At 72.3% G+C, this 26,656-nt stretch carries 26 protein-coding genes and 1 riboswitch; of the genes, 13 read left to right on the top strand and 13 right to left on the bottom strand.

Annotated elements, in window-relative coordinates; genetic code table 11:
* The first annotated feature begins 2 nt into the window (after positions 1 to 2).
* On the top strand, positions 3 to 818 hold the full coding sequence (locus tag NQU55_RS05025) for a class I SAM-dependent methyltransferase (RefSeq protein WP_168095235.1): 816 nt from the start codon (positions 3 to 5) through the stop codon (positions 816 to 818).
* A 52-nt stretch (positions 819 to 870) separates the two neighbouring features.
* Here the strand turns inward: NQU55_RS05025 and NQU55_RS05020 are convergent, their stop codons facing one another.
* The 3 genes from NQU55_RS05020 to NQU55_RS05010 are packed head-to-tail and all read right to left on the bottom strand — an operon-like array spanning position 871 to position 2,627.
* The gene (locus NQU55_RS05020) at positions 871 to 1,716 is read right to left on the bottom strand and encodes a helix-turn-helix domain-containing protein (RefSeq protein ID WP_168095236.1); all 846 of its coding nucleotides are present in this window, start codon (positions 1,714 to 1,716) and stop codon (positions 871 to 873) included.
* A gap of 7 nt (positions 1,717 to 1,723) precedes the next feature.
* On the bottom strand, positions 1,724 to 2,248 hold the full coding sequence (locus tag NQU55_RS05015; RefSeq protein ID WP_168095237.1) for a DUF6879 family protein: 525 nt from the start codon (positions 2,246 to 2,248) through the stop codon (positions 1,724 to 1,726).
* Entirely contained in the window at positions 2,220 to 2,627 is a 408-nt protein-coding gene (locus tag NQU55_RS05010; protein WP_168095238.1) for a hypothetical protein, read from the bottom strand. Before NQU55_RS05010 ends, NQU55_RS05015 begins: the two co-directional genes overlap by 29 nt.
* 173 nt (positions 2,628 to 2,800) lie before the next feature.
* Between NQU55_RS05010 and NQU55_RS05005 the strand changes: the two genes are divergently transcribed.
* On the top strand, positions 2,801 to 3,325 hold the full coding sequence (locus NQU55_RS05005; protein ID WP_240976814.1) for a glycine-rich domain-containing protein: 525 nt from the start codon (positions 2,801 to 2,803) through the stop codon (positions 3,323 to 3,325).
* Positions 3,326 to 3,372: 47 nt separating this feature from the next.
* Positions 3,373 to 3,762, top strand: a complete 390-nt coding sequence (locus NQU55_RS05000; RefSeq protein ID WP_168095239.1) for a hypothetical protein — start codon at positions 3,373 to 3,375, stop codon at positions 3,760 to 3,762.
* Positions 3,763 to 4,054: 292 nt separating this feature from the next.
* Here the strand turns inward: NQU55_RS05000 and NQU55_RS04995 are convergent, their stop codons facing one another.
* Positions 4,055 to 4,582, bottom strand: coding sequence for a DUF6879 family protein (locus NQU55_RS04995; protein ID WP_168097144.1), 528 nt, complete (start codon positions 4,580 to 4,582; stop codon positions 4,055 to 4,057).
* Positions 4,583 to 4,981: 399 nt separating this feature from the next.
* Here NQU55_RS04995 and NQU55_RS04990 point away from each other — a divergent pair, with 399 nt between their 5' ends.
* Positions 4,982 to 7,486: a helicase-associated domain-containing protein gene (locus tag NQU55_RS04990; RefSeq protein WP_256789879.1), complete on the top strand. Its 2,505-nt coding sequence runs from the start codon at positions 4,982 to 4,984 to the stop codon at positions 7,484 to 7,486.
* A 96-nt stretch (positions 7,487 to 7,582) separates the two neighbouring features.
* Entirely contained in the window at positions 7,583 to 9,229 is a 1,647-nt protein-coding gene (locus tag NQU55_RS04985) for a DNA repair helicase XPB (protein WP_256789877.1), read from the top strand.
* 82 nt (positions 9,230 to 9,311) lie between these two features.
* Here NQU55_RS04985 and NQU55_RS04980 read toward each other — a convergent pair whose 3' ends face one another.
* Positions 9,312 to 9,452, bottom strand: a complete 141-nt coding sequence (locus tag NQU55_RS04980) for a hypothetical protein (protein ID WP_168096290.1) — start codon at positions 9,450 to 9,452, stop codon at positions 9,312 to 9,314.
* A gap of 364 nt (positions 9,453 to 9,816) precedes the next feature.
* On the opposite strand from NQU55_RS04980, the gene NQU55_RS04975 reads away from it, so the two are divergent.
* A complete protein-coding gene (locus tag NQU55_RS04975) occupies positions 9,817 to 11,880 on the top strand; it encodes a HelD family protein (RefSeq protein WP_256789875.1) in 2,064 nt (687 codons plus the stop codon).
* Positions 11,881 to 11,935: 55 nt separating this feature from the next.
* Here NQU55_RS04975 and NQU55_RS04970 read toward each other — a convergent pair whose 3' ends face one another.
* A complete protein-coding gene (locus NQU55_RS04970; RefSeq protein ID WP_168091639.1) occupies positions 11,936 to 12,265 on the bottom strand; it encodes an ArsR/SmtB family transcription factor in 330 nt (109 codons plus the stop codon).
* Positions 12,266 to 12,362: 97 nt separating this feature from the next.
* On the opposite strand from NQU55_RS04970, the gene NQU55_RS04965 reads away from it, so the two are divergent.
* Positions 12,363 to 13,571 (top strand): MFS transporter, encoded by a 1,209-nt coding sequence (locus NQU55_RS04965; RefSeq protein WP_168091638.1) that lies wholly within the window; start codon positions 12,363 to 12,365, stop codon positions 13,569 to 13,571.
* A gap of 87 nt (positions 13,572 to 13,658) precedes the next feature.
* On the opposite strand, the gene NQU55_RS04960 is transcribed toward NQU55_RS04965, so the two are convergent.
* The gene (locus NQU55_RS04960; RefSeq protein ID WP_168091637.1) at positions 13,659 to 14,357 is read right to left on the bottom strand and encodes a copper homeostasis protein CutC; all 699 of its coding nucleotides are present in this window, start codon (positions 14,355 to 14,357) and stop codon (positions 13,659 to 13,661) included.
* 59 nt (positions 14,358 to 14,416) lie between these two features.
* Here NQU55_RS04960 and NQU55_RS04955 point away from each other — a divergent pair, with 59 nt between their 5' ends.
* Positions 14,417 to 15,079: an HD domain-containing protein gene (locus NQU55_RS04955; protein ID WP_168091636.1), complete on the top strand. Its 663-nt coding sequence runs from the start codon at positions 14,417 to 14,419 to the stop codon at positions 15,077 to 15,079.
* An 89-nt stretch (positions 15,080 to 15,168) separates the two neighbouring features.
* On the opposite strand, the gene NQU55_RS04950 is transcribed toward NQU55_RS04955, so the two are convergent.
* Both NQU55_RS04950 and NQU55_RS04945 read right to left on the bottom strand, forming a co-directional pair.
* A complete protein-coding gene (locus NQU55_RS04950) occupies positions 15,169 to 15,435 on the bottom strand; it encodes a DUF4031 domain-containing protein (RefSeq protein ID WP_168091635.1) in 267 nt (88 codons plus the stop codon).
* Positions 15,436 to 15,445: 10 nt separating this feature from the next.
* Entirely contained in the window at positions 15,446 to 15,814 is a 369-nt protein-coding gene (locus NQU55_RS04945) for a DUF8819 family protein (protein WP_168091641.1), read from the bottom strand.
* Between the two features lie 54 nt (positions 15,815 to 15,868).
* Here NQU55_RS04945 and NQU55_RS04940 point away from each other — a divergent pair, with 54 nt between their 5' ends.
* From NQU55_RS04940 to NQU55_RS04930, 3 genes are read left to right on the top strand one after another with little or no spacing between them, the layout of a single operon-like run.
* Positions 15,869 to 16,837, top strand: coding sequence for a MurR/RpiR family transcriptional regulator (locus NQU55_RS04940; protein ID WP_168091634.1), 969 nt, complete (start codon positions 15,869 to 15,871; stop codon positions 16,835 to 16,837).
* Between the two features lie 44 nt (positions 16,838 to 16,881).
* The gene (gene murQ, locus NQU55_RS04935; protein WP_168091633.1) at positions 16,882 to 17,937 is read left to right on the top strand and encodes an N-acetylmuramic acid 6-phosphate etherase; all 1,056 of its coding nucleotides are present in this window, start codon (positions 16,882 to 16,884) and stop codon (positions 17,935 to 17,937) included.
* Between the two features lie 7 nt (positions 17,938 to 17,944).
* Complete coding sequence (locus NQU55_RS04930; RefSeq protein ID WP_168091640.1) at positions 17,945 to 19,477, top strand: PTS transporter subunit EIIC; 1,533 nt, start codon at positions 17,945 to 17,947, stop codon at positions 19,475 to 19,477.
* Positions 19,478 to 19,583: 106 nt separating this feature from the next.
* On the opposite strand, the gene groL is transcribed toward NQU55_RS04930, so the two are convergent.
* From groL to thrC, 4 genes are all read right to left on the bottom strand, one after another.
* Positions 19,584 to 21,206: a chaperonin GroEL gene (gene groL / locus NQU55_RS04925; RefSeq protein WP_058045776.1), complete on the bottom strand. Its 1,623-nt coding sequence runs from the start codon at positions 21,204 to 21,206 to the stop codon at positions 19,584 to 19,586.
* Between the two features lie 346 nt (positions 21,207 to 21,552).
* Complete coding sequence (locus tag NQU55_RS04920; RefSeq protein ID WP_030367227.1) at positions 21,553 to 21,759, bottom strand: cold-shock protein; 207 nt, start codon at positions 21,757 to 21,759, stop codon at positions 21,553 to 21,555.
* Between the two features lie 423 nt (positions 21,760 to 22,182).
* Positions 22,183 to 22,458 carry a ubiquitin-like small modifier protein 1 gene (locus NQU55_RS04915; RefSeq protein WP_168091632.1) on the bottom strand — a complete coding sequence of 92 codons (276 nt, stop codon included), beginning with the start codon at positions 22,456 to 22,458 and terminating at the stop codon, positions 22,183 to 22,185.
* Positions 22,459 to 22,535: 77 nt separating this feature from the next.
* Positions 22,536 to 23,819, bottom strand: coding sequence for a threonine synthase (gene thrC / locus NQU55_RS04910; RefSeq protein WP_206329035.1), 1,284 nt, complete (start codon positions 23,817 to 23,819; stop codon positions 22,536 to 22,538).
* Between the two features lie 17 nt (positions 23,820 to 23,836).
* A riboswitch (SAM riboswitch) is annotated at positions 23,837 to 23,980 on the bottom strand.
* A 176-nt stretch (positions 23,981 to 24,156) separates the two neighbouring features.
* Between thrC and NQU55_RS04905 the strand changes: the two genes are divergently transcribed.
* A complete protein-coding gene (locus NQU55_RS04905; RefSeq protein ID WP_168091630.1) occupies positions 24,157 to 25,104 on the top strand; it encodes a glucosyl-3-phosphoglycerate synthase in 948 nt (315 codons plus the stop codon).
* 41 nt (positions 25,105 to 25,145) lie between these two features.
* Entirely contained in the window at positions 25,146 to 26,627 is a 1,482-nt protein-coding gene (locus NQU55_RS04900; RefSeq protein WP_168091629.1) for an alpha,alpha-trehalose-phosphate synthase (UDP-forming), read from the top strand.
* Positions 26,628 to 26,656: the final 29 nt, after the last annotated feature.

Raw genomic sequence — 26,656 nt, 5'->3', positions numbered from 1 at the left:
TCATGACGAGCCCCCAAGTGGACCCGGAGATCCTCGACTTCTACACCGACACCTTCGACGAGGCCACCCGGCTGACGGCAACAGCGGACGGCATGCTGGAGATGGCCCGCACCCAAGAGCTGCTCCGGCGCCACCTCCCTCCCGCCCCCGCCGCGATTCTCGACGTGGGCGGCGGCCCGGGAGCCCACGCGCGGTGGCTCGCCGCGGACGGCTACCGGGTCCACCTCGTGGACCCGGTAGCCAGGCACGTGACGCAGGCCGCCGAAACCGGATGCACGGCCGAACTCGGCGACGCGCGTCACCTCACCGCCGACGACGGCTCCTACGACACCACGCTCCTCCTCGGCCCGCTTTACCACCTGCTCGACCGCGCCGACCGCGACCAAGCGCTAGCCGAGGCACGTCGCGTCACCGCATCCGACGGCTTGGTGGCCGCCGCGGCCATCAACCGGTACGCATCCCTCTTCGAGCACACCGCCACCACGTGGCTGGACCGCGAAAGCGTGCGCGATGCCGTGACCGACATCCTCGCCACGGGCGTGCACGAGCCGGGCAGAAAGGGATTCACGGCGGCCTATTTCCACACCGCGCCGGAACTGGCGGAAGAAATGCGGGCCGCCGGCCTGCGTGACGTGCGCGTCTACGCGATCGAAGGGCCCACGTGGTCGCTGCTCAAGGCCGCCGAGCAGCACACAAAACAACCGCTGCCCCTCAACTCGCCACTCTTCCGAGCCGCCCTCGCCGCCGCCCGAGCCGCGGAACCGTACCCGGACCTCCTGGCCGCCAGCTCACACCTGCTGGCCACGGGCCGGTGCTGAACGGGCGCTCCACGTGTAGCCAGCGGCGTGGACCTCGGCACCCCCTCGCCCCCTATCGCCCGACGTAATGCTGCATCGCTTGCATGATGAGAGCTCGAGCTCTGTCGCCGTAGACGGCTGAGGCTTTAAGGAGCATGAAGGCCTTGGCATAGAGAGCAATCTCCCTCGGCTGGGTCACCGAAAACTCGGCCGAGTACGTCTCGACCAGCACCAGCCTGTCGTCGAACATCGAGAATGAGTTGCCGGGCCAGATGTGCAGCGGCGCAGAGCGGGGGATGACGCCGAGACTCAGCCGCGGCAGACCGATGATCGCAAGAAGGCGGTCCAACTGGCCGAGCATCACGTCCGGACCGCCGAAGTTGCTGTAGAGAGCCTGCTCGGCAAGCAGCACGTTGAAGATTCGGTCACCCTGATGCAGGTACTTCTGCCGTTCCAGCCGCTTCGCCACGGCGGCCGCCATATCGTCCGGAATCCCGTAGTAGTTGATCACCTGTTTGAAGGTCTCCGCGGCGTAATCCGCTGTCTGGAGCCCTCCCCAGATCAGCGTGGGGTGCCAGATACGGAACACCTTGGTCTTGGAGTAGACCGGGATGGCCTTCTGCTGTCGCAGCGCGGCTCCTGAGGCGAGCTGACGGCGCCACTCAAGCCATAGTTCGTCGATGTGGCGGACCGTGGCGATAAGGTCAGCGATCTGGTCCTCGGCATCGGTCTTCTCGCACCACGTGCGGATGTCGTCTTCGCTGGCGTTCTGCCGACCGTTCTCGATCCGAGAGACCTTGGACTCCTGCCACCCCGTCGCGGCGGCGAACGCCCGGCCACTCTTGAACCCCGCATCCTTGCGGAGCCCTCGTAGACGGGCGCCCAGGGCCTCTCGCTGCGCCTGTGCTTCAGTGCTCACCGATGGTTCAGGGCTTGTACTCACGGTGCGGGACCGCGACGGACCAGAGAAGGTCCCGCACCCGGATGCACTCAGCCACGGTCTCGGCGTCTTCGATCAGCTCCGAGCCGAGAACCCTCCCACTCTCGTCGAAGTGGCCCACGGCAAGGAGACGGTCGTCGAACAGCCACCAATCATTGCCGTCCACGGGGAACGTGATGCCCTCCGGCAGCCGACTCCTCGGCAGCCACCGGATGTCTTCGCCCATCTCCAGGTTCAACCGGGTCAGCGAGTGCTCCCACCCGACGTACCGAGAGTGCGGCTCCGTGACGACCCGCACTCGCCGGACCCTCCTGCCGGCCCCGGTCACACCCTTCATGAGGGTTGTCCACGGTTCCAGCCAGGCGTAGTCGTCGGGTTCGCCTTTCTGCCAACGGGCGTAGGGAGTGTCCTCGACAGGCGACCCGTAGTGGTCCTTCAGTTCCAGATGAAACGCGTCCCGCTCCAGGCTGCGGAACAGCTCGTCACGCTGTGCGGGGGTGATCAGGTTCACCGCTCTCCTCCAGTAGGGCCACGATCGAGGGCTTGGGGACCTCGATGCAGGTCTCGTAGCCGGGCATGCGCATCTGGCTCAGAGCCTCAGGGTCATGCATCTCCGGCCCTTGAACGATGCATGTCCCTTGAGCGGTGACAAGCATGATCGGCGCCGAGAAGTTCTTCACCTGCCCAGACGGCAGGCCGTCCTTGGACAGGTGCTCGAACAGTTCGATCGGCACCTCAACGACGGTGTGGCCGTCGGGTACATCGAGCCTCATCAGTAGGTCATTTGCGTAGACCCTCCAGCCCTGGACGACGTAGCTGTCCCGGTCGCTGGCGTACAGAGTGGGACTGTCTCCAGGCGTGGAGTTCTTGCCGAGGAACCGCAGCTTCATGGCTGGTCTCCTGCCCTCTGCCTTGCGTGGCTTTGCGCGACAAGTCGATGGTGGGTCAGGTATCTGGACTGGTCAACCGGGTTGCTGCAAACTCGCGCAATCTCCTTGGGGGTTGGATGGCCAACGCCCTACGTTCGTCACAATCCCGGACGTCGCGAGATCGAGGAGATGCCATGAGTGCAACAAGCACGATGCCTGCCGAGCAGCTGGGACTCTCGCATGAACACGCTGCCGATCCCGTATTGATCACCATCGCTGCTCCGACCGTCGCACGATCCGGCCGCTCACTCGTCGATGACGAGCTGTTCGGCCGCCTGGTGGCCTTCCTCGTGGTGCACGAGAAGAGGCCCCGGCCCGTGGCCGAACGCATCATGGACCAGGCCCTCGCCTTCCTCTGGATGAGCGGCCACCGTCAGGACTCGCCCCTCTCGCCTTCGGCCGATGTCGATCCGGGCTGGCACACCTTCATGCTCCATACCCGCGAGTACGCCGACTGGTGCCAGGAACAGTTCGGCCGATTCCTGCACCACAACCCGTTCAAAGGTCCTCTCCGCCCACGTGACGCCCTCGCCGCCAAGCGCACCGTCGCCGCGATCGAGGCAGCCGGATTCACCGTGGACCACGAGCTGTGGGGCGCGGCAGCCGAGTGCAACCCTCCTGCTTGCTGCGGTGACGGTGGTGGTTGCGGCGGCAACTAGCCCCAGACCCACACCTCCGCTCCCAGACGACGGAACGGACCGCGTCCATGTCCGGCAAGAGGATCACCGTCGAACTGTCCGGCACGAGCCGCGTCACCGTATTCCCGCTCAAAGGCCACACCATCGCCTACACCAACCGGTCCTCCGACAGCCGCGGGTTGGGAGACATCGCTGTGATTGGAGTCACCGACCCGCAGGGGACCGGAGAGGCCCTGTGGAGGATGGCGCGGGAATTCTGCCGTGCCAAGGATCTATCCGATGACCACGCTCGGTGGATCATCACCCAGGCCTTCCGCGTCCGCATGACCGGCTCGTACGAACCGCCCGGCACGTGGACCGCCACGATCAGCAGGCGCTATGAGCTACCCGGTCTGTTCTCCAACCACGATGTGTTGCTGACCGGAGTCATCAAGCTGCACCGCCCTGCCACCGCATAGCTCCCCACAGTGGGACCGCGCCTGGCCAGACCACCGGCGTCAGCGGGAAGGACGGCGGGAGGGGACGGGGGCGCAGGGGTGGGGGTCCGGGGCGCTGACGTGTATTTGTGGGCCCAATCTCCGGACACGCACGACATCAGGGGCACCGGGCCCGTAAATATACGGCCCCGGACCCCCACCCCGGAGCCCCCGGCACCGGCACCCCCACGCCCCCGCAACCCCCTGGCCTGCGGCGCTCGACCCGGTACCGCAAACAGAATGACCACACCGCGGGAGACAGGCAGTTCTGTGGTCACTCGGTAGAAGGCACCTGATCCTTGAACTTGTCGTAGGGAACGGCGTGGTGCCATGCCGCGTCGCGGACCTGGCAGGCGCGCGCGACCTCCACGGGGTCCGTGACGAGTTCAATGCCGGTCATCCGGTCGGCGTCGTCGAAATGAAGCCGCGCGATGACGCGCGAATCGAAGAGCCAGAAGTCTTCCTCCGGAAGTTTCAGCCGCTCCGCGTCGCCCCTCCACAGGTTCCGGATGTCTTCGCCCACGGCACTGTTCCGGCGGGCGTTGTCGAGAAGGTACTGCTGGCCCGGAGTCGCCGGGTCGTCCACCACGCGGACGCGCTCGAACCGCTTGCCCAGGGCCGACTGTTCACGCCGGGAGACACACCACGGGTCGTTCAGGTCCCATCCGGCGTCCTCACCCCGAGCGAAGCGGCGGTATGTGTCCGTTTCCTCGTCCGACTGGTAGCGGCGACGGGTCTCCAGGCGCCAGGCGGTGTGCTCGAACGTCCGGAACATCCGTCCGAACTCGTCGAAGTCGATCATCACGGCCACCCTGTCAGCCTCCCTAGGAGCGAAGTCCGCCAGATGGGACCGCCCAAGAGGTTCTGTCCGGCGTGATTCTCGATTATTCGCGTGGAGGCCACACGCCAAAGCCCCCTTGCCGGCCACAGCGGGCAGGCGAGAGCAGCACACAGGCGGGCCTGAGCTGTGTCACCGGCGGGAGGGGACGGGGGCGCAGGGGTGGGGGTCCGGGGCGCTGACGTGTATTTGTGGGCCCAATCTCCGGACACGCACGACATCAGGGGCACCGGGCCCGTAAATATACGGCCCCGGACCCCCACCCCGGAGCCCCCGGCACCGGCACCCCCACGCACCGGGAGCGCCCCCGCGGCCCCCCGCAACCCCCTGGCCTGCGGCGGTCGACCCGGTACCGTAAACAGAATGACCACACCGCGGGAGACAGGCAGTAGCGGCGGGGCCGCGCGCGGCGGGCCGCGGACGCTGGCCGAGGAGTTGCGGGCGCGGCCCGACGAGGCGCTCGCGGGGCTGCTGCGGGCCCGGCCCGATCTCCTCAACCCCGTGCCGGGCGACCTGACCCAGCTGGCGACCCGCGCGGGCACGCGCGCCTCCGTCCTGCGCGCCCTGGAGCGCCTGGACCGCTTCGCCCTGCAGGCGGCCGAGGCCCTCGCCGTGGCCCCGGACCCGTGCCCGTACGGCACCCTCTCTGCCCTGATGACGGGGGACGCCCCCGGCGACCCGCGCGTCGCCGAGGCCCTGCCCCGCGCCCTGGCCACCCTGCGGGAGCAGGCCCTGGTCTGGGGCGGCGAGGACCGGCTGCGCCTGGTGCGCACCGTCCGCGAGCTGCTGGCGCCGAGCCCGGCGCACCCTTCCCCCACCGGCCTGGGCCCGACCGTGGCGGAGGCGACGGCGGGCATGTCGCCGGGCCGGCTGCAGCAGATCATCGCGGCGGCGGGGCTGCCGGGCACGCACGACCCGGTGTCGGCGGTCGCCGCGCTGACGGCCCTGTTCGAGGACCGCACCCGGATGGCGGAGCTGCTGGCGGGGGCGCCGGCGGAGGCCACGGCCGTGCTGGGCAGGCTCCTGTGGGGCCCGCCCTACGGCACGGTCACCGCCGATCCGGCCCCGCACCTGCGCTGGCTGCTGGACCGCGGCCTGCTGCTGCCGGCCTCGCCAGGGAACGTGGTCCTGCCCCGGGAGGCGGCCCTGCACCTGCGCGGCGGCCTGGCGCACCGTACGCCCGAGCCGGTGGCGCCCGAGCTGGCGCCCGCCGTCGCGCACTCGGCCCGCACGGTGGACGCGACGGCCGCCGGCCAGGCGTTCACGGCCCTGGGGACGGTGGAGGAGCTGCTCGCCGCCTGGGAGTCGGACGGCCCGCTCGTGCTGCGCGCGGGCGGTCTGAGCGTGCGCGACCTGAAGCGCGCCGCGGCGGTCCTCGACACCACCGAGGAGGGGGCCGCGTTCTGGATCGAGCTGGCGTACGCGGCGGGGCTGCTGGCCTCGGACGGCGAGGTGGACGAGCGCTACGCCCCGACGCCCGCCTCCGACGACTGGCTGCACCTGCCCACGGAGCAGCGCTGGGCGCGCCTGGCGACGGCGTGGCTGGCGGCCACCCGCACCCCGGGCCTGGTGGGCAGCCGGGACGCCAAGGGCCGCCCGCTCAACGTCCTCGGCGCGGAGCTGGACCGCTCGCCCGCGCCGGAGGTCCGCCACCGCGTGCTCGCGCTCCTGGCCACGCTGCCGCCCGGCACCTCGGTCTCCGTGGACACGCTGCTGGACCGCATGCACTGGGAGCGCCCCCCGCGGACGCCCGCGGAGCCCGGTACGGAGGACCTGCGCACCCGTCTGGCCCGCTGGGCGCTGGCGGAGGCCGAGCTGCTGGGCGTGACCAACCGCGGCGCCCTGTCCGCCCCGGGCCGCGCCCTGCTGGGGCCGGAGGGCACGGAGCCCGTCTTCCCGCTGAACGACGCCGAGGCGGGTGCCTGCACCGTACGGGCGGCCGCCCTGCTGGCCCCGCTGCTGCCGGAGCCGCTGGACCACATCCTGCTCCAGGCCGACCTGACGGCCGTCGCCCCGGGCCCGCTGAAGCGGCCGCTCGCCCAGACGCTCGGGGTCCTCGCGGACGTCGAGTCGAAGGGCGGCGCCACGGTCTACCGCTTCACGCCCGCGTCGGTGCGCCGCGCGCTGGACGCGGGGCAGACCGCGGCCGACCTGAAGGCGTTCCTCACGGAGCACTCCCGTACGCCCGTGCCGCAGCCGCTGGCCTACCTGATCGACGACGTGTCCCGCCGCCACGGCCGGCTGCGCGTCGGCGCCGCCTCCTCGTACCTGCGCTGCGACGACGAGGCGATGCTCGCGGAGATCCTCGCCGACCGCCGCTCGGCGCCGCTGCGGCTGCGCCGCCTCGCTCCCACGGTGCTCGCGGCGCAGGCCGCGCCGGACGACCTCCTCGGGGGCCTGCGGGCCATGGGGTACGCCCCGGCGGCGGAGTCCGCCGAGGGGGACGTCGTCGTCACCCGCGCCGACGCCCGCCGCACTCCGCCGCGCACCGCCCCGGCGCCCGTCCCGGAGGGCCCGCCGGTGCCCGGCGAGACGCTGCTGGGCGCCGCGGTGCGGGCGATCCGCGCGGGCGACCTGGCGTCCACGGCCGAGCGCAAGCCGGTCGCCGCCCCGGCCCCGGCCGACGGCGGCCTGCCCCGCACCACCTCCGCGGACACCCTCGCCACGATGCAGGCCGCGGTGCTCACGGGCGCCGCGGTGTGGATCGGGTACGTGAACGCGGAGGGCGCCGCGAGTCAGCGCGTCATCGCCCCGGTGCGCGTCGAGGGCGGTTTCGTGACCGGCTACGACCACACGGCGGACGAGGTCCGCACGTACCCCCTGCACCGGATCACGGGCGTGGCGGAACTGGCGGACGAGCACGCCTGAGCCGGCCCGCGCAGAAGCAACCCGCCTCCACGTTCGAGCAAGTAGACTCAATAGTTTGGCGCGATGGGTCGGCCGGGCCCGGTTGTGGAGGTACGAGTGTCCTGCTTGATCGTCCAGAGCGACAAGACGCTGCTCCTGGAGGTGGACCACGAGCAGGCCGACGCATGCCGTCGCGCCATCGCCCCCTTCGCCGAGCTGGAGCGCGCGCCGGAGCACATCCACACCTACCGGGTCACCCCGCTGGGCCTGTGGAACGCCCGGGCGGCCGGGCACGACGCCGAGCAGGTCGTCGACGCCCTCGTCACGTACTCGCGCTACCCCGTCCCGCACTCCCTCCTCGTGGACATCGCGGAGACGATGGACCGCTACGGGCGGCTGCGGCTGGTCAAGCACCCCACACACGGGCTGGTCCTGGAGTCGACGGACCGCCCCGTCCTGGAGGAGATCCTCCGCTCGAAGAAGATCCAGCCGCTGGTGGGCGCCCGGATCGACCCGGACACGGTCGCCGTGCACCCCTCCGAGCGCGGGCAGATCAAGCAGACGCTGCTGAAGCTGGGCTGGCCGGCGGAGGACCTGGCCGGGTACGTGGACGGCGAGGCGCATCCGATCGAGCTGGCGGAGGACGGCTGGGCGCTGCGCCCGTACCAGCAGCAGGCCGTCGAGGGGTTCTGGCACGGCGGTTCGGGCGTGGTCGTGCTGCCCTGCGGCGCGGGCAAGACGCTCGTGGGCGCGGGTGCGATGGCCAAGGCCAAGGCGACCACGCTGATCCTGGTCACGAACACGGTCTCGGCGCGGCAGTGGAAGCACGAGCTGGTGAAGCGCACGTCGCTGACCGAGGACGAGATCGGCGAGTACAGCGGTACGAAGAAGGAGATCCGGCCGGTCACGATCGCCACGTACCAGGTCCTCACGACCAAGCGGAAGGGCATCTACCCGCACCTGGAGCTGTTCGACTCCCGTGACTGGGGCCTGGTCGTCTACGACGAGGTGCACCTGCTGCCGGCGCCGGTCTTCAAGTTCACGGCCGATCTGCAGGCGCGGCGGCGGCTCGGCCTGACGGCGACGCTCGTGCGCGAGGACGGGCGCGAGTCCGACGTCTTCTCCCTCATCGGCCCGAAGCGCTTCGACGCGCCGTGGAAGGAGATCGAGGCGCAGGGCTACATCGCGCCGGCCGACTGCGTGGAGGTGCGCGTCAACCTCACGGACTCCGAGCGGCTCGCCTACGCGACGGCCGAGACGGAGGAGAAGTACCGCTACTGCGCGACGACCGCCACGAAGCGGCGCGTCACGGAGGCGCTGGTGGCCCGGCACAAGGGCGAGCAGACGCTGGTCATCGGGCAGTACATCGACCAGCTCGACGAGCTCGGCGAGCACCTCGACGCGCCCGTGATCAAGGGCGAGACCAGCAACGCCCAGCGCGAGAAGCTCTTCGACGCCTTCCGGCAGGGCGAGCTCTCGGTGCTCGTGGTCTCGAAGGTCGCGAACTTCTCCATCGACCTTCCGGAGGCGACGGTCGCCATCCAGGTGTCGGGCACGTTCGGGTCCCGGCAGGAGGAGGCGCAGCGGCTCGGCCGGGTGCTGCGCCCGAAGGCGGACGGGCACGAGGCGCGCTTCTACTCGGTGGTCGCCCGGGACACCGTCGACCAGGACTTCGCGGCGCATAGGCAGCGGTTCCTGGCCGAGCAGGGTTACGCGTACCGCATCGTGGACGCGGACTCACTGCTCGCGGGCGAGGAGGCGTAAGCCGTACGGGAAGGCGTAGGCCGTACGGGAAGGCGTAAGCCGTACGGAAGGCGTAGGCCGTACGGAAGGCGTAGGGCCGGGGTCAGGCCCTGCGGTCGTCCGCGTACTGGCCGAGGACGACGACGCTGACGGCCGCGCCGGCGAAGGCCTTGATCGCACGGAGGGCGTGTGCGAAGGGGGATTCGTCGGTGGCGGGGTCCGGGTTCACGGCTGCTGTGTTCATGTCTCCATGATGGTTGCCCGCGGCGCCCCGGACATCGGCCTGCCGGTGTAAAAGGGCAGGCCCGCGCGTACGACCCGAGGATCATGGCGTCCTACGGGAGGTGGAGGCCGACCCTGAGGACGACCCTGGGGACGCCTCCGGGGAGGGCCTCGGGGACGCTCCCGGGAGGGACCTGGAGCGACCCGCGGGCGACCTGCGAGCGACCCGGGGCGCGGGAAAATCGCTCGCGCGCCCCCGGCCCGCTGACTAGAATCTCCCCTTCCCGCCCGCCTCCCGCAGCGTCCGCCGCCGCACGGAGCGCGGCCGCCGACCGGACGGAAACCGGCGGCTCCCGATCGTCCCCCGTACGTCTGGAGGCTCTGCCGTGCCCGCGCCGCAAGTGACCACCCACGCGAACGACCCCCTGGAGCGGGAGCGCACGCACCTCTCCTCGTCCCGCGCCGCCCTGCGCGCGATGCGGGAGGACGTCGAGGCCCTGGACATCAAGGACGTCACCGCGAACTGGGTCAACGCCGCCGTCCTGGAGCGGCAGATCGAGGACCGCATCACGGCGCTGGCCGACCTGGCGCACACCCCGCTGTTCTTCGGGCGCCTGGACTACACGCACGCGCCGGGCGCGGAGCAGGCCGAGGGGGCCGAGGGCGAGCAGTTCTACATCGGCCGCCGGCACGTGCACGACGCGGACGGCGACCCGATGGTGATCGACTGGCGCGCGCCCGTCTCGCAGCCGTTCTACCGGGCCTCCAAGAAGGAGCCGATGGACGTGCGGATGCGCCGCCGCTTCGGCTACACGGGCGGCGAACTCACCGCGTACGAGGACGAGGACCTCACCGACACGTCCGCGGCCGACCAGGCCAGCAAGCTCCTGCAGGCGGAGATCGAGCGGCCGCGCGTGGGCCCCATGCGGGACATCGTGGCCACCATCCAGCCGGAGCAGGACGAGATCGTCCGTGCGGGGATCGGCGGCACGGTGTGCGTGCAGGGGGCTCCGGGCACAGGGAAGACGGCGGTCGGCCTGCACCGCGTGGCCTATCTGCTCTACGCGCACCGCGAGCGCCTCGCCCGCACGGGCACGCTGGTCATCGGCCCGAACCGGTCGTTCCTGCACTACATCGAGCAAGTCCTGCCCGCGCTCGGCGAGTTGAACGTGGCGCAGGCGACGGTCGACGACCTCGTCGCGCACGTGGAGGTGCGCGGCGCGGACCGCGCGGAGGCGGCCCGCATCAAGGGCGACGCCCGCATGGCGGAGGTGCTGCGGCGCGCGGTGCGCTCCGGGGTGAGGATGCCGGAGGAGTCCGTGGTCGTCGTGCGCGGCTCGCGGCGGTGGCGGGTGCCCGCGTACGAGATCGAGGAGATCGTCCGCGAGCTGCTGGGCCGCGACATCCGCTACGGCGCCGCCCGTGAGGCCCTGCCGCAGCGGATCGCGCACGCCGTGCTCGTCCGCATGGAGCAGGCGGGCGAGGCGCCGGACGACCGGGTGCAGGACGCGGTCGCGCGCAACGCCGCCGTGAAGGCGGCCGTCAAGGCGGTGTGGCCCGCGGTCGATCCGGTGAAGCTGGTGCTGCGGCTGCTGTCCGACGCGGAGTTCCTGGCGGAGCACGCGGACGGGGTGCTCTCGGCGGAGGAGCAGGCGGAGATCCTGTGGGCGAAGCCGGCGCGCGGCGTGAAGTCGGCGAAGTGGTCGGCGGCGGACGCGGTCCTGATCGACGAGGCGGCGGACCTGGTGGCGCGGACGCCGTCGCTGGGCCACGTGGTCCTGGACGAGGCCCAGGACCTCTCCCCCATGCAGTACCGCGCGGTGGGCCGGCGCTGCACGACCGGTTCCGCGACGATCCTGGGCGACATCGCGCAGGGCACGACGCCGTGGGCGACCGCCAGCTGGCAGGAGGCGCTCACGCACCTCGGCAAGCCGGAGGCCGCCGTGGAGGAGCTCACGCAGGGCTTCCGTGTGCCGCGCGAAGTGATCGCCTACGCGTCGCGGCTGCTGCCCGCCATCGCCCCCGGCCTGGCCGAGGCGACGTCCGTCCGTGAGGCGGCGGGCGACTTCGCGGTGCGCGCGGTGCCCGGCGGGGAGCTGGACGCGGCAGTCGTGGCCGCGTGCCGGGAGTCGCTGGAGCGGGAGGGGTCGATCGGCCTGATCGCGGCGGACGCGCGGATCGGGGTGCTGGGCGCGCTGCTGGCGGAGGCGGGCCTGCCGTACCTGGCCCCGGGCGAGGAGACGACGGCGGAGGCCCGCCTGACGCTGGTGCCGGCCTCGCTGGCGAAGGGCCTGGAGTACGACTACGTGGTCCTGGACGAGCCGGCGGCGGTCGTCGCGGGCGAGCCGGACGAGCGGACGGGGCTGCGGCGGCTGTACGTGGCGCTGACGCGAGCGGTGTCGGGGCTGACGGTGCTTCACGCGGAGCCGCTGCCGGGGCAGTTGGGGTGACTTCCGCCGCGTGGAGGAACCCCCCTCCGCGCAGAGGACCCGTGCCCGGGAGGCCTTACGGGGCCTCCCCTTCCAGCCCCCTGAGCAGGGCGTCGAGCAGCCCGGGGAACCGCTTGTCGAGATCCCCCCGCCGCAGCTGCACGAAGCGGTTGCGGCCGGAGACGCGCGTCGAGGTCACCCCCGCCTCGCGCAGGACCTTCATGTGGTGCGACACCGTGGACTTGTGCAGGTGGTCGAGGCCGAGCCCGCTCAGGTCGCAGGCGAACTCCTGCCCCCTCAAGTACACCGACAGCAGCTGCAGGCGCACCGGGTCGCCGAGCGCGTGCAGCACCCTCACCAGCTGGATGTCCTCGGTTGCGGGCTGCGGCAGCCACTCGTCCGGCATGTGCTCTTCCCTCCTCACCCCCGACAACTGTTTGACAATTATCCACCCGTCCCCAATTGTTTGACGAGCATCCAACGATTGATCTCGGGGGGATCCTGTGCGTCTGCGACTACTCCTGCTCGCCCTCGGCACCTTCGCCGTGGGCACCGACACCATGGTCATGGCCGGCATCCTCGGCCGGGTCGCCGACGACCTCGGCGTGTCCGTCCTGGCAGCCGGCCAGGTGGTGACGGTCTTCGCGCTCGCGTACGCGCTGCTCGCCCCGGTCCTCGCCGCCGCGACCGCCCGCTGGCCGCGCCGCCGCCTGCTGCTGACGGCACTCGCCGTGTTCACCGCCGCGAACGCCGTGAGCGCCCTCGCGCCCGACTACCCGACGCTCCTCGCGACCCGCGTCCTGGCCGCCGCCGGAGCCGCCCTCTACAGCCCGAACGCCAGCGCGGCGGCCACCACCCTCGTCCCGCCGGAGCGGCGCGGCCGGGCCATCGCGACCGTGCTCGGCGGGATGACCGTGGCCACGGCCCTGGGCGTGCCGCTCGGCACCTACGTCGGCCGCGCGGACTGGCGGCTGACCATGTGGCTCGTCACCGCGCTCGGCGCCGTGGCCCTGCTGGGACTGGCCGCCTTCCTCCGCGAACTGCCCGCACCCGCCCAGGCGGTGGGGCTGCGGGAACGGCTCGCCCCGCTGCGCGACGGGCGCGTCCTGGCCGCCGCGGCGACGACGTTCGCCTTCTTCATGGCGTTCCAGTCCGTCTACATCTACCTGGGCACGGCCGTCCACCCGGCGACCGGCGGCGACGCGGACCGGCTCAGCACCATCCTGCTGGCGACGGGCGTCGCCTCAGTCGCGGGCAGCTGGCTCGGCGGCCACGTCGTGGACCGCTGGGGCGTCCGCAAGGTCCTGCTGACCGGCAGCGTGGTCTCGGCGGTGTTCTTCGCGGCGCTGCCGTGGCTGGGCCGGACGATGACGGGCGCACTCGTCTACGCGCTCGCGGTGCCGCTCGCGGGCTGGTCGATCTCGGTGGCCCAGCCCCACCGCCTGGCCTCCCTGCGCCCCGCCGACGCACCGCTGCTGCTCTCCCTCAACAGCAGCGCGCTGTACCTGGGCATGGCCGCGGGCGGCGGAACGGGCAGCCTGGCGATGGCGCTCCTGGGAGAGCGCTGGTTCCCGCTGGGGGCGTCGGCGCTGGCGCTGGTGGCGCTGGGGATGGCGGCGGGGACGACGAGGCCGGCGGCTCCTGCTCCCGCATCCGGGGGCCGGGCCGCCCGGCAGGAGTCAAGCCTGCCCGAGGCCGCCTCCCGGCGTTAGCCGGGTGAGCCCGGGGACCGGGGCCGCCTCCCGGCGTTAGCCGGTTGAGCCCGGGGGCCTGGGCCCGCGGCGGAGCCCCGGAACGCCCTACGCGTCCAGCGCCTCCCGCCACGTCCGCACGGCACCGGCGTCCACCGGCCCGCCCCACCCGTCCGGCCGAGCCGCACCGCCGATGTGGAAGGCGGAGATCCCGGCCCCGCGCAGCACCGGCAGGTGCTTGAGCTGCAGCCCGCCGCCGACCATGATCCGCGGCTCGTAGCCGGGGTCGTCGGCCCGCCCCGCCTCCGCGACGAGCGTGGCGAGGCCGTCGTCGACCCCGGAGGCGGACCCGGCGGTCAGGTAGGTGTCGAGGCCGGGCAGGTCGGCGAGCTGCTTGCGCAGGGCGTCGCGGTCGGCCGCCCGGTCGATGGCGCGGTGGAACGTCCAGCGCGCCCGCGGCCCGATCGCGTCGGCGAGCGCGGCGACGGCCGTGAGGTCGGCGCGGCCGTCGTCGGTGAGGAAGCCGAAGACGAACTCGGCGGCACCTTCCGCGGCCAGCGCGCGGGCCCGGTCGCACAGGGCGTCCAGGGCCGCGGCGTCCCCCGCGGAGAAGCCGTCGGCGGCGCGCAGCATGACGCGCACGGGGATGCGGACGGCGTCCCGCACGGCGGTGAAGGTCTCCAGGGGCGGGGTGAGCCCGTCCGCGGCCATGTCGGTGACCAGTTCGAGGCGGTCCGCCCCGCCGTCCTGCGCCGCCACCGCGTCCCGCGGGCCGAGCGCGATCACCTCAAGAATTGGTCTAGACATATTGCACAGCCTGCCATACGGGGACCCCGTGCCAAAAGCGGTGCCCCACAATTGGCCCCATGGCAGCCACGACCGAGCACCCGTCCGGGCCCGCCCTGCGCATCCGCTGGCAGGAGACCGTCGACCGCGCCCGCGGCGGCGCGACCTCCCCGGACCCCGGCCCGTACGCCGACGACCTGCTGCGCCGCTGGTCGGAGCCGCAGCGCCGCTACCACACCGTCGACCACCTGGTGGCGGTCCTGGACCGGGTCGAGGAGCTGGCCGCCCACGCCGACGACCCGGACGCCGTACGCCTCGCCGCCTGGTTCCACGACGCGGTCTACCGCCCCGACCGCTCCGAGAACGAGGAGCGCAGCGCCCATCTGGCCGAGCGCGCCCTGCCCGAGCTGGGCATCGGCGCCGCCCGTACGGCCGAGGTCGCCCGGCTCGTACGGATGACAGTCGGCCACGCCCCGGGGACCGGCGACCGGGACGGCGAAGTGCTCTCCGACGCCGACCTGGCCGTGCTCGCGGGCTCCCCGCAGGAGTACGCGGCCTACGCCGCCGCCGTCCGCGAGGAGTACGCCTTCGTGCCCGACGCGGCCTTCCGCGAGGGGCGCTCGGCCGTGCTGCGGCAGCTCCTGGGCCTGCCGCGGCTCTTCCGCACGCCGCTGGGCTACGACCGCTGGGAGGCGGTCGCGCGCCACAACCTCACCACCGAACTGGACCTGCTGGCCGGCTGAACCGGCCGGCCGCGCACCTGCACGGACTACGGCCGCACGGATGACGGCCTCACGGACTGCGGCCGCACGGATGACGGCCGCACGGAGGACTACGGCCGCTCGTGCTTCGGCCGCCGCAACCCCGCGCCCACCAGCAGCCGCACCAGCTCCTTGCTGCTCGCCTCCACCGCGCCCAGCCGCACGGCGTCCCCGTAGGACGTCGACGGCACGTCGTAGTGATCGCGGTCGAACGCGCGCGCGGGCGCGCCGAGCCGCGCGGCGAACGCGTGCAGCTCGTCGTACGACACATCGCTGATCAGGTGTGACCACATGCGGCCGTGCCCGGGCCAGACGGGCGGGTCGATGTAGAGCGTCATCGGCGGCGCCTCATCGCAGGGCGCCGGCGAGCGAGCCGACGGGTGCGACCAGGACCGTCTGCTTGGTGCAGGCCCAGTGCGGGTCGGGCCCCAGCTCCGGCTCGACCTCCAGGGCGTGCAGGTCACCGGATCGGGTGCAGAGCGGGCACAGCGGCCAGCGGCCGTACCGCTCCAGCAGGGCGTCCTGGACGTCCTGGGCTATGAGCCCGACCACGAACCCGGCGCCTTCCGGCCATTGCTCGACCCACCAGCGCCGCTGCGCCACCGCGTCCTCGACGAGCGAGACGACGTCGGCCTCCGCCACATCGCCCGCGACCAGGTCGGCGAGGATCAGGGCACGCGCCGTGTGCAGCGTTTGTTCGAGCTCCATACGGTCCATTGTCCCGGACAGGGGCGGTTGACGGCTCACCACCCTGAAAATACCTTTCAAAAGGTGAGCAGCAAACTGAAAGAAACTACCGGCGGCGACCGCGCGGTCCCCGCACCGGCCGACGCCCCCACCGCGCCGCCCGCCCGCGGCGCCCCCGCCCCGGGCGCCCTCGCCGCCAAGGTCCGCACGCTCGCCCCCTCCATGACCCGCTCGATGCAGCGCGTCGCCGAGACCGTCGCGAGCGACCCCGCGGGCTCCGCCGCCCTCACCGTCACCGGTCTCGCGGAGCGCACCGGCACGAGCGAGGCCACCGTGGTGCGCACCGCCCGCATCCTCGGCTATCCGGGCTACCGCGACCTGCGCCTCGCCCTCGCCGCGCTCGCCGCGGAGCAGGCGGCCGGCCGCGCCCCGGCCGTCACCGCCGACATCGCGGTCGACGACCCGCTGCCCGCCGTCGTCGCCAAGCTCGCCCAGGAGGAGGCGCAGTGCCTGGCGGACACCGCCGCCGCCCTCGACACCGCGCAGCTGGAGGCCGCGGTCGCGGCGCTCGCCGGCGCCCGGCGCATCGACGTCTACGGCATCGGCGCCTCCAACCTCGTCGGCCAGGACCTCGTCCAGAAGCTGCTCCGCATCGGCCTGATCGCCCACGCCCCCGCCGACCCGCACCTGGCCGTCACCAACGCCGTCCAGCTGCGCGCGGGCGACGTCGCCGTCGCCATCACCCACTCCGGCCGCACCACCGACGTCATCGAGCCGCTGCGGGTCGCCTTCGAGCACGGCGCGACGACGCTCGCGATCACCGGCCGCCCGGAGGGCGAGATCGCCCAGTACGCGGACCATGTGCTCACCACCTCCTCCGCCCGGGAGAGCGAGCTGCGCCCCGCGGCCATGTCGAGCCGCACCAGTCAGCTCCTCGTGGTGGACTGCCTGTTCATCGGCGTCGCCCAGCGGACGTACGAGTCCGCGGCGCCGGCCCTGTCCGCCTCGTACGAAGCGCTCGCCCACCGCCACGCCCCGCGCTCCCCGCGCTGACCGAAGCCGGCCCGCCCGGCACGCATGGAAAGAGCCGTCCGCCCATGGCCTCTTCTTCTGCTTCGTCATCCGCATCAGCCGCGGCAGCGGGCTCGGCCGCTTCCCCCGCGCCGTCCGACCCGCCCGCCCCGCCGGACGCGTCCACGCCGGCCGGCGCCTCGCCGGCCCCCTCCGCACAGGCGCGCGGCACGCTCCGCGCCGAGCTCGCCGCCCTCACCACCGAGGCCTTCCGCCCGGACCTCGCGGACATCGACCGGCTGCCCACCCTCGACATCGCCCGGATCATGAACGGCGAGGACGCCGGCGTCCCCGCCGCCGTCGCCGCCCGGCTGCCCGAGATCGCCGCCGCCATCGACGCCACGGCCGCCCGCATGGCCCGCGGCGGCCGGCTCGTCTACGCGGGCGCGGGCACCGCCGGCCGCCTCGGCGTGCTCGACGCCAGCGAGTGCCCGCCGACCTTCAACACCGACCCCTCGCAGGTCACAGGCGTGATCGCGGGCGGCGCGGCGGCGCTCGTCACCGCCGTCGAAGGCGCCGAGGACAGCAAGGAGCTGGCCGCGGGCGACCTGGCCGCCCTGGGTGTCGGCCCGGCCGACACCGTCGTCGGCGTCTCCGCCTCCGGCCGCACCCCCTACGCGGTCGGGGCCGTCGAGCACGCCCGCGCCGCCGGGGCGCTGACCATCGGCGTGTCCTGCAACGCCGGTTCGCCGCTCGGCCGGGCCGCCGACCACGCCGTCGAGGTCGTCGTCGGCCCCGAGCTGCTCACCGGCTCGACCCGGCTGAAGGCCGGCACCGCCCAGAAGCTCGTCCTCAACATGCTCTCGACGATCACCATGATCCGGCTCGGCAAGACGTACGGGAATTTGATGGTCGACGTGCGGGCCACCAACGACAAGCTGCGCGCCCGCTCCCGGCAGATCGTCGCCCTGGCCACGGGCGCCTCCGAGCAGGAGATAGAGGCCGCGCTGACGGAGACCGGCGGAGAGGTGAAGCACGCCATCCTCGTCGTCCTGGGCGGCGTCGACGGGCGCACGGCCGCGCGCCTCCTGGACGAGTCGGGCGGTCACCTGCGCACGGCCCTCCGCACGGCACATGGGTAGCCGCACCATGGCGCCGGACCCTCCGGACGCACCCGACGACGGCCCGAGAGGGGAGGGCGGCCGCGGCGCCGGCGCAGCCGCCCTCCTGCCCCTCCTCGGCGGCGCCGGCAACCTCACGTCCGTCACGAACTGCATGACGCGGCTGCGGGTGACCGTCCGGGACCCGTCGGCCGTCCGCCGCGACGAACTGCGGGCCCTTCCCGGGGTGCTGGGCATCGTCGGGGACGGCACGGCCCTGCAGATCGTGCTCGGCCCGGGCGCGGTGGCCAAGGTCGCGCCGGAGCTCGCGCGGCACGTGGAAGCGGCCACCGCGGCAGGTGCCACCCCGAGAACCGCCACCCCGGAGACCGTCACCGCGGAGACCGTCACTCCGGAGCACGTCACCGCGGAAGCGCTGGCCGAGCGCGGCGCCGCGCTCCGGGCCGAGCGCAAGGCCCGCAACGCCACCCCGGTCAAGGAGTTCCTGCGCCGGATCGCCCAGATCTTCGTCCCGCTGATCCCCGCCCTGATCGGCTGCGGCATCGTGGCGGGCCTGGCCGGGCTCCTCTCCAACCTCCACTGGCTGCCCGCCCTGGCCCCCGCGCTGACCGCGTGCGCGTCCGGCTTCATGTCCCTGATCGCCGTCTTCGTCGGCTACAACACGGCGAAGGAGTTCGGCGGCACCCCCGTCCTGGGCGGGGCCGTCGCGGCGATCATCGTGTTCCCGGGCGTGGACCGGGTGAGCGCGTTCGGCGAGAAGCTCGTGCCCGGCCAAGGCGGGGTGCTCGGCGCGCTGGCCGCGGCCCTGCTCGCCGCGCACGTCGAACGGTGGTGCCGCCGCCGCGTCCCCGAGGCCCTGGACGTGCTGGTCACCCCGACGGTAACGGTCCTGGTCGCGGGCCTGGTCACGCTGTACGGGCTGATGTACGCGGCGGGCGCGGTCGCCACGGCCGTCGGCCGCTTCGCCGACTGGCTGCTCGCGAACGGCGGGGCGGCGGCGGGATTCGTCCTCGGCGGGCTGTTCCTGCCCCTGGTGATGCTGGGCCTGCACCAGGCCCTCATCCCCATCCACACGACCCTGATCCAGCAGCAGGGCTCCACGGTGCTGCTGCCGATCCTCGCGATGGCGGGCGCCGGCCAGGTGGGCGCGGCCCTCGCCCTCTACGTCCGCCTGTCGCACAACACCTCGGTGCGCCGGACGATCCGGTCCGCGATGCCGGCCGGCCTCCTGGGCATCGGCGAGCCCCTGATCTACGGCGTCTCCCTGCCGCTGGGCCGCCCGTTCGCCACCGCCTGCGTCGGCGGCGCGTTCGGAGGGGCGTTCGTGGGGCTGCTGGCGCAGCTGGGCGACACGGTCGGCTCGACGGCCATCGGCCCGTCGGGCTGGGCCCTCTTCCCGCTGCTGCAGGGCGGCCACGGCCCGGTCCGGGCGGTGGCGGTCTACGGAATGGGCCTGCTGGTGGGCTACGCGGCGGGATTCGTGGCGACGTACGCGTTCGGGCTGAGCCGCCGGTCGCTGCGCGAGCTGAACGCAGACCACCCCGCGGAGAACTCCGGATAGAACAGCGGGTGGCACAGCCGATGGCACAACGGCCCGAGGGCGGCACCCCCTGGTGGGGGTACCGCCCTCGGGCGCGTACAGCGTCAGGACAGGTGATCCGTCAGGATCAGAAGTCCATGTCACCGCCGGGCATGCCGCCCGGAGCGGCCGCGGCGGCCTTCTCCGGCTTGTCGGCGATGACGGCCTCGGTGGTGAGGAAGAGCGCAGCGATGGACGCGGCGTTCTGCAGGGCGGAGCGGGTGACCTTGGCCGGGTCGATGATGCCCTCGGCGACCAGGTCGACGTACTCGCCCGTGGCGGCGTTGAGACCGTGGCCCGGGGTCAGGTTGCGCACCTTCTCCACGACGACGCCGCCCTCGAGACCGGCGTTGACCGCGATCTGCTTGAGCGGGGCCTCCAGGGCCAGCTTGACGGCGGCGGCACCGGTGGCCTCGTCGCCCTCGAGCTCCAGCTTCTCGAACACCTGGGAGGCCTGCAGCAGGGCCACGCCACCACCGGCGACGATGCCCTCCTCGACGGCCGCCTTCGCGTTGCGAACGGCGTCCTCGATGCGGTGCTTGCGCTCCTTGAGCTCGACCTCGGTCGCGGCACCGGCCTTGATGACGGCCACGCCGCCGGCCAGCTTCGCGAGGCGCTCCTGGAGCTTCTCGCGGTCGTAGTCCGAGTCGCTGTTCTCGATCTCGGCGCGGATCTGGTTGACGCGGCCCTGGACCTGGTCGCTGTCACCGGCACCGTCGACGATGGTCGTCTCGTCCTTGGTGATGACGACCTTGCGGGCGCGGCCGAGCAGGTCGAGACCGGCGTTCTCCAGCTTGAGGCCGACCTCCTCGGAGATGACGGTGCCACCGGTGAGGATGGCGATGTCACCGAGCATGGCCTTGCGGCGGTCGCCGAAGCCCGGGGCCTTGACGGCGACGGACTTGAAGGTGCCGCGGATCTTGTTCACGACGAGCGTGGACAGGGCCTCGCCCTCGACGTCCTCGGCGATGATCAGCAGCGGCTTGCCGGACTGCATGACCTTCTCCAGGAGCGGCAGCAGGTCCTTGACCGAGCCGATCTTGGAGTTGACGATCAGGATGTACGGGTCGTCGAGGGACGCCTCCATACGCTCCATGTCGGTGGCGAAGTACGCCGAGATGTAGCCCTTGTCGAAGCGCATACCCTCGGTGAGCTCCAGCTCCAGACCGAAGGTCTGGGACTCCTCGACGGTGATGACGCCTTCCTTGCCGACCTTGTCCATGGCCTCGGCGATGAGCTCGCCGATCTGGGTGTCGGCGGCGGAGATGGAGGCGGTGGAGGCGATCTGCTCCTTGGTCTCCACGTCCTTGGCCTGCTCGAGCAGGGCACCGGAGACGGCCTCGACGGCCTTCTCGATACCGCGCTTCAGCGCCATCGGGTTGGCACCGGCGGCGACGTTGCGCAGGCCCTCGCGGACCAGGGCCTGGGCCAGGACGGTCGCGGTCGTCGTGCCGTCACCGGCGACGTCGTCCGTCTTCTTCGCGACCTCCTTGACCAGCTCGGCGCCGATCTTCTCGTACGGGTCCTCGAGCTCGATCTCCTTGGCGATGGAGACACCATCGTTGGTGATCGTGGGGGCGCCCCACTTCTTCTCGAGGACGACGTTGCGGCCCTTGGGGCCGAGGGTGACCTTGACGGCGTCGGCGAGCTGGTTCATCCCGCGCTCGAGACCGCGCCGTGCCTCCTCGTCGAACGCGATGATCTTGGCCATGTGAAGTGGTCCTCCCAGGACGGGGTGGAGACTGCTCCGGACCGCACTGGCGCCCGCGACGGACGGCCTGCGTACCCTGCGGTTCCTTGCCCCGCCTGGCATGCGGACCTCACCGACGGTCCAAATCTGTCACTCTCACTCGGAGAGTGCTAAGCCCAATGATTAGCACTCGACCAGGGAGAGTGCAAGCGCCCCGGGGGGACAGTCACGCCCACGGGGCGCCCGGAGCAGGGGCCCCAGGCAGCCGTACCCACCCCACGCGCCCCGCACACGCGCGAGGGGCCCGCACCCCGTCGGGTGCGAGCCCCTCTGCAAACCGAGCGAGCCGGTGGTCGATGCGCCGCGATCAGACCTGCTGCAGCTTCACCATGTCCGCCTGCGGCCCCTTCTGGCCCTGCGAGATCTCGAACTCGACCCGCTGACCCTCCTCGAGGGTGCGGTAACCGTCCATCTGAATCGCGCTGTAGTGGACGAATACATCCGCACCACCGTCGACCGCGATGAAGCCGTAGCCCTTCTCCGCGTTGAACCACTTGACGGTGCCCTGAGCCATGCCTAACTCCCCTATTACTGGCCCTTGCGCAGGACCGCACTTCGCGGACCCGGGTCAGACCTCACCCCCTGGCAGCCCAGTGGGTGTGCGCCGGAACGCGTCGACCGCGGCTGAATGTATCTGCACGGATGCCGTCTGCAACAGGTCACTCGGACGAGAATTCCGGGCATGGCCGATCGAGGAAATCGGCTGAACTCCGGGTATTTCAGGGCAAGTCGGGCCGGGTATAACGCAACCAACCCGGCATTTCGTGCACACACTTCGCGCACAACTTGACGGGTTCTCATATGCGTTCGGCACTGACGCCGGGCGGGGATCGCCCCAACTGTATCGCGCTCAACAGGCGGAATCGCCCCGTCCGCTTTACGGACGAGGCGATTCCGGGTACGTCGTGCGGCAATAACGGAGGAACCCTGTGAAACCTCAGCCGCCGGCGACGGCCGGGATGACGGAGACGGCGGAGCCGTCGGGGGTGGGCGTCTGCAGCCCCTGCTCGAAGCGGACGTCGTCGTCGTTGACGTAGACGTTGACGAACCGGCGCAGCTTGCCGGCCTCGTCGAGCACGCGGGCGGCGATGCCGGTGTGGTTCTCCTCCAGGGACCGGAGGACATCGGCGAGGGTCGCGCCCTCGGCGGAGACCTCGGCCTTCCCGCCGGTGTAGGTACGGAGGATGGTGGGGATGCGAACGGTGACGCTCATGGGGAAGCTCCCTCGAAACGAGTTGTGGGCAGGCGTTCCGCAGGGCGGAACAGGTGGGCGCAACCGGCCCGCAGATGTCAGACGGCGGCAAGACCAGCGGCGCGGAACGCCTCCAGCGACGGCCGGATCGTCGCCGTCGGCCCCGCCGCGACCGCGTCGAGCGTCTTGAGCCCGTCCCCGGTGTTGAGCACGACGGTCGTGAGCGACGGATCCAACCGACCGCTCTCGATCAGCTTCCGCGTCACCCCGACCGTCACCCCGCCCGCCGTCTCGGCGAAGATCCCCTCGGTCCGGGCGAGCAGCCGGATCGCGTCCACGATCTGCTCGTCGGTGACGTCCTCCACCGCCCCACCCGTCCGCCGCGCGATGTCCAGCACGTACGGCCCGTCGGCCGGGTTGCCGATGGCGAGGGACTTCGCGATCGTGTCCGGCTTCACCGGCCGCACCACGTCGTGCCCGTCCTTGAACGCGCGGGCGACCGGCGAGCAGCCCTCCGCCTGCGCTCCGAAGATCTTGTACGGGCGGTCCTCGACCAGGCCCAGCGCGACGAGTTCCTTCAGCCCCTTGTCGATCTTCGTGAGCTGTGAGCCCGAGGCGATCGGCACGACGATCTGGTCCGGCAGCCGCCAGCCCAGCTGCTCGCAGATCTCGTAGGCGAGGGTCTTGGACCCTTCCCCGTAGTACGGCCGGAGGTTGACGTTGACGAAGCCCCAGCCCTCCCCCAGCGGGTCGCCGATCAGTTCGCTGCAGAAGCGGTTGACGTCGTCGTACGTGCCCTCGATGCCGACGAGGTCGCCGCCGTAGACCGCGGCCATGACGACCTTCCCGGCCTCCAGGTCGTGCGGGATGAAGACGCACGACTTGAACCCGGCCCGGGCGGCCGCGGCGCCGACCGCACCCGCCAGGTTCCCGGTCGAGGAGCACGACAGCGTCGTGAAGCCGAAGGCGCGGGCGGCCTCGACCGCGATCGCCACGACCCGGTCCTTGAAGGAGTGCGTCGGGTTGCCGGAGTCGTCCTTGACGTACAGGCCGCCCGTCACGCCCAGCGCGCGGGCGAGGTTGTCGGCCTTGACGAGCTTGGTCAGACCGGGGTTGAGGCTGGGCTTGCCCGCGACGTCGGCGGGGACGGGCAGCAGGGGGGCGTAGCGCCAGATGTTCGCGGGGCCGGCCTCGATGCGCTCGCGCAGGGTCCCGGGGTCGCCGGCGGGCAGTTCGTAGGCGACTTCGAGGGGACCGAAGCACAGGGCGCAGGCGAAGATGGGACCGAGGTCGAAGCGCTCTCCGCACTCGCGGCAGGAGAGTGCCGCGGCGGGTCCGAGGTCCACAGAAGTGGTAGAGGGTTCAACAGACTGCACAGCCATGGAGGCGAGGCCCTTTCTCCTCATCTTCCTCGCGGCGAACGTCACCACGAGACGGAATTGGCACCTTCCCCGCCGGGAGCCTCGCCTTGTGAACGGTGAGACCGGCTGGAGGGTTGCCGGGGCTTCAACGGGCCGTGTCCCTCTGCCCCTCTGGATGAGCGGTATGGCACTGGGCGGGGCCCAGGCGTTTGTGCACGCGGCGACCCCCGACATAGGACGGCGGTCCGCGTTGTTCAAGACTGTAACGGAAGGGACGGCCCGTTGAGAGGGGCGTCCGCACCGCGAGATGCGTCACAGAACGCGTCGCAGAACGTCCGTGAGACAGGGAGTCGTACACGTGCTGGAAGAGGTGGAGCGCTGGCTGGCCGAGCGGTCCTGGTCCGCTGCTGATCGTCCGCTCGACGTGCTTCTGGCCGCCAAGCGGGCCTCCGGCACCACGGTGAGCGTCGTCCTGCCGGCGCTGAACGAGGAGCCGACGGTCGGCACCATCGTGGCGACGATCCGCCGCGAGCTGATGTCGGAGGCGGTGCCGCTGGTGGACGAGCTGGTGGTGGTCGACTCGGGCTCCACGGACCGCACGGCCGAGGTCGCCGCGGCGGCCGGGGCGCGCGTGGTGCACCGGGACGAGGTGCTGCCGAGCCTGCCCGCGCTGCCGGGCAAGGGCGAGGTGCTCTGGCGCTCGCTGCTGGCGACGACCGGCGACATCGTCTGCTTCGTGGACGCCGACCTGCGCGAGTTCTCGGCGGACTTCGTGTCGGGGATCGTGGGGCCGCTGCTGACCGACCCCGGCGTGCACTTCGTCAAGGCGATGTACGACCGCCCGCTGGGCGAGGCAGCCGGCCAGGGCGGCCGGGTGACCGAGCTCGTGGCCCGCCCCCTGCTGAATCTGCACTGGCCGCAGCTGGCCGGTTTCGTACAGCCGCTCGGCGGCGAGTACGCGGCCCGCCGGTCCCTGCTGGAGCAGCTGCCGTTCCCCGTCGGCTACGGCGTGGAGCTGGGCCTTCTGGTGGACGCGCTGCACACGGTCGGGCTGGGGGCGCTGGCCCAGGTGGACGTGGGCGTGCGCAAGCACCGCCACCAGGACGGGCGGGCGCTGGGCCGGATGGCCGCCGCCATCTACCGCACCGCGCAGCTCCGGCTGGCCCGGGGGCACCTGGTGCGACCTGCGCTGACGCAGTTCGAACGCACCCCGGAGGGCTTCGTTCCGCGGACGTACGCGGTGGACACGGAGGAGCGTCCGCCGATGGCCGGAATACCCGAGTACGCGCAGCGGCACGCCGCGTAAGCGTACGTTTGAGCGGTTCTTCCCGCGGCAAGGCTGGCCACATGGTCGCTGAGCACGTGCACCCCGCATCGATCGCCGCCGCGCCGATCGTCGTCGCCTCCAACCGCGGCCCGGTCTCGTACCGGCGCGGTGAGGACGGCACCCTCGTGGCCGGGCGCGGCGGCGGCGGGCTCGTCTCCGGGCTCAGCTCGATACAGCGCGACGCCGAGGGCGGGGCCGCGGTGTGGGTGTGCGCGGCCCTGGGCGAGGGCGACCGCGAGGCGGCCCGCGCCGCCGGCCGAAGACTCGCCACGGCCGACACCGGCGGCCACCACGTGCGGATGCTCGACATCCCGCCGGACACCTTCGCCGCCGCGTACAACGGCATCGCCAACTCGGTGCTGTGGTTCGTGCACCACATGCTCTACCAGACGCCCCTGGAGCCCACCTTCGACCGGGAGTTCCGGGCCCGGTGGGCGGCCTACGAGGAGTACAACGCGGCGTTCGCCGACGCCGTCGCCGAGGAGGCCGCGCAGGGCGCCGCGGTGCTCGTCCAGGACTACCACCTGGCGCTCGTGCCGGGCCTGCTCCGGGCCCGCCGCCCCGACCTGCGCATCGGCCACTTCTCGCATACCCCCTGGGCCCCGCCGGACTACTTCCGGATGCTGCCGGACGACGTGGCCGGGCAGCTGCTGCGCGGCGTCCTCGGCGGCGACCGGGCCGGCTTCCTGACCCGGCGCTGGGCCGAGGCGTTCGCCGCGTGCTGCGCGGACGTGCTGGGCGCGGAGGTCGTGCGCGACGGCGAGGGGCGCGCCGACGGGGTGCGCTTCGAGGGGCGGACGACGCGGCTGGGCGTGCACGGTCTGGGCGCCGACGGCGACTTCCTGCGCGAGCGGGCGCACCGGGCGGACGTCGAGGAGCGCATGGCGGCGCTCAGGTCGCAGATCGGCCCGGGCCGCAGGGCGATCGTGCGCGTGGACCGCACGGAGCTGTCCAAGAACATCGTGCGCGGGCTGTACGCGTACCGGCGGCTGCTGGAGGAGCACCCGCAGTGGCGCGAGCGGGTCGTGCACGTCGCGTTCGCCTACCCCTCCCGGCAGGACCTCGCCGTCTACCGCGACTACACCGCCGAGGTCGAGCGGGTGGCCCGCGGGATCAACGCCGAGTTCGGCACGGAGGGCTGGGAGCCGGTCGCCCTGCACGTCAAGGACGACTTCGCGCGCTCGCTGGCCGCCTACCGGCTCGCGGACGTGGCGCTGGTCAACCCCATCCGGGACGGGATGAACCTCGTCGCCAAGGAGGTGCCCGTGGTCTCCGACCACGGCTGCGCGCTGGTGCTCTCGCGCGAGGCGGGGGCGGCGGCCGAGCTGGGCGACGAGGCGATCACCGTCAATCCGTACGACGTGGAGGCCACGGCCCGCGCGCTGCACCTGGCGCTGCTGATGGACCCCGGGGAGCGGGCGGAGCGCACCAAGCGGCTGGCCGCGGCGGCGACGGCGCTGCCGCCGGCCCGGTGGTTCACGGACCAGCTGCGGGCGCTGTGACGCGCCGGAGTGCGGTCCGCACCCTTCCG

The sequence above is a fragment of the Streptomyces telluris genome, assembly GCF_024519335.1.
In the GTDB taxonomy this organism is placed as follows: domain Bacteria; phylum Actinomycetota; class Actinomycetes; order Streptomycetales; family Streptomycetaceae; genus Streptomyces; species Streptomyces telluris.
This window is presented reverse-complemented; position numbering and strand designations above follow the sequence as displayed.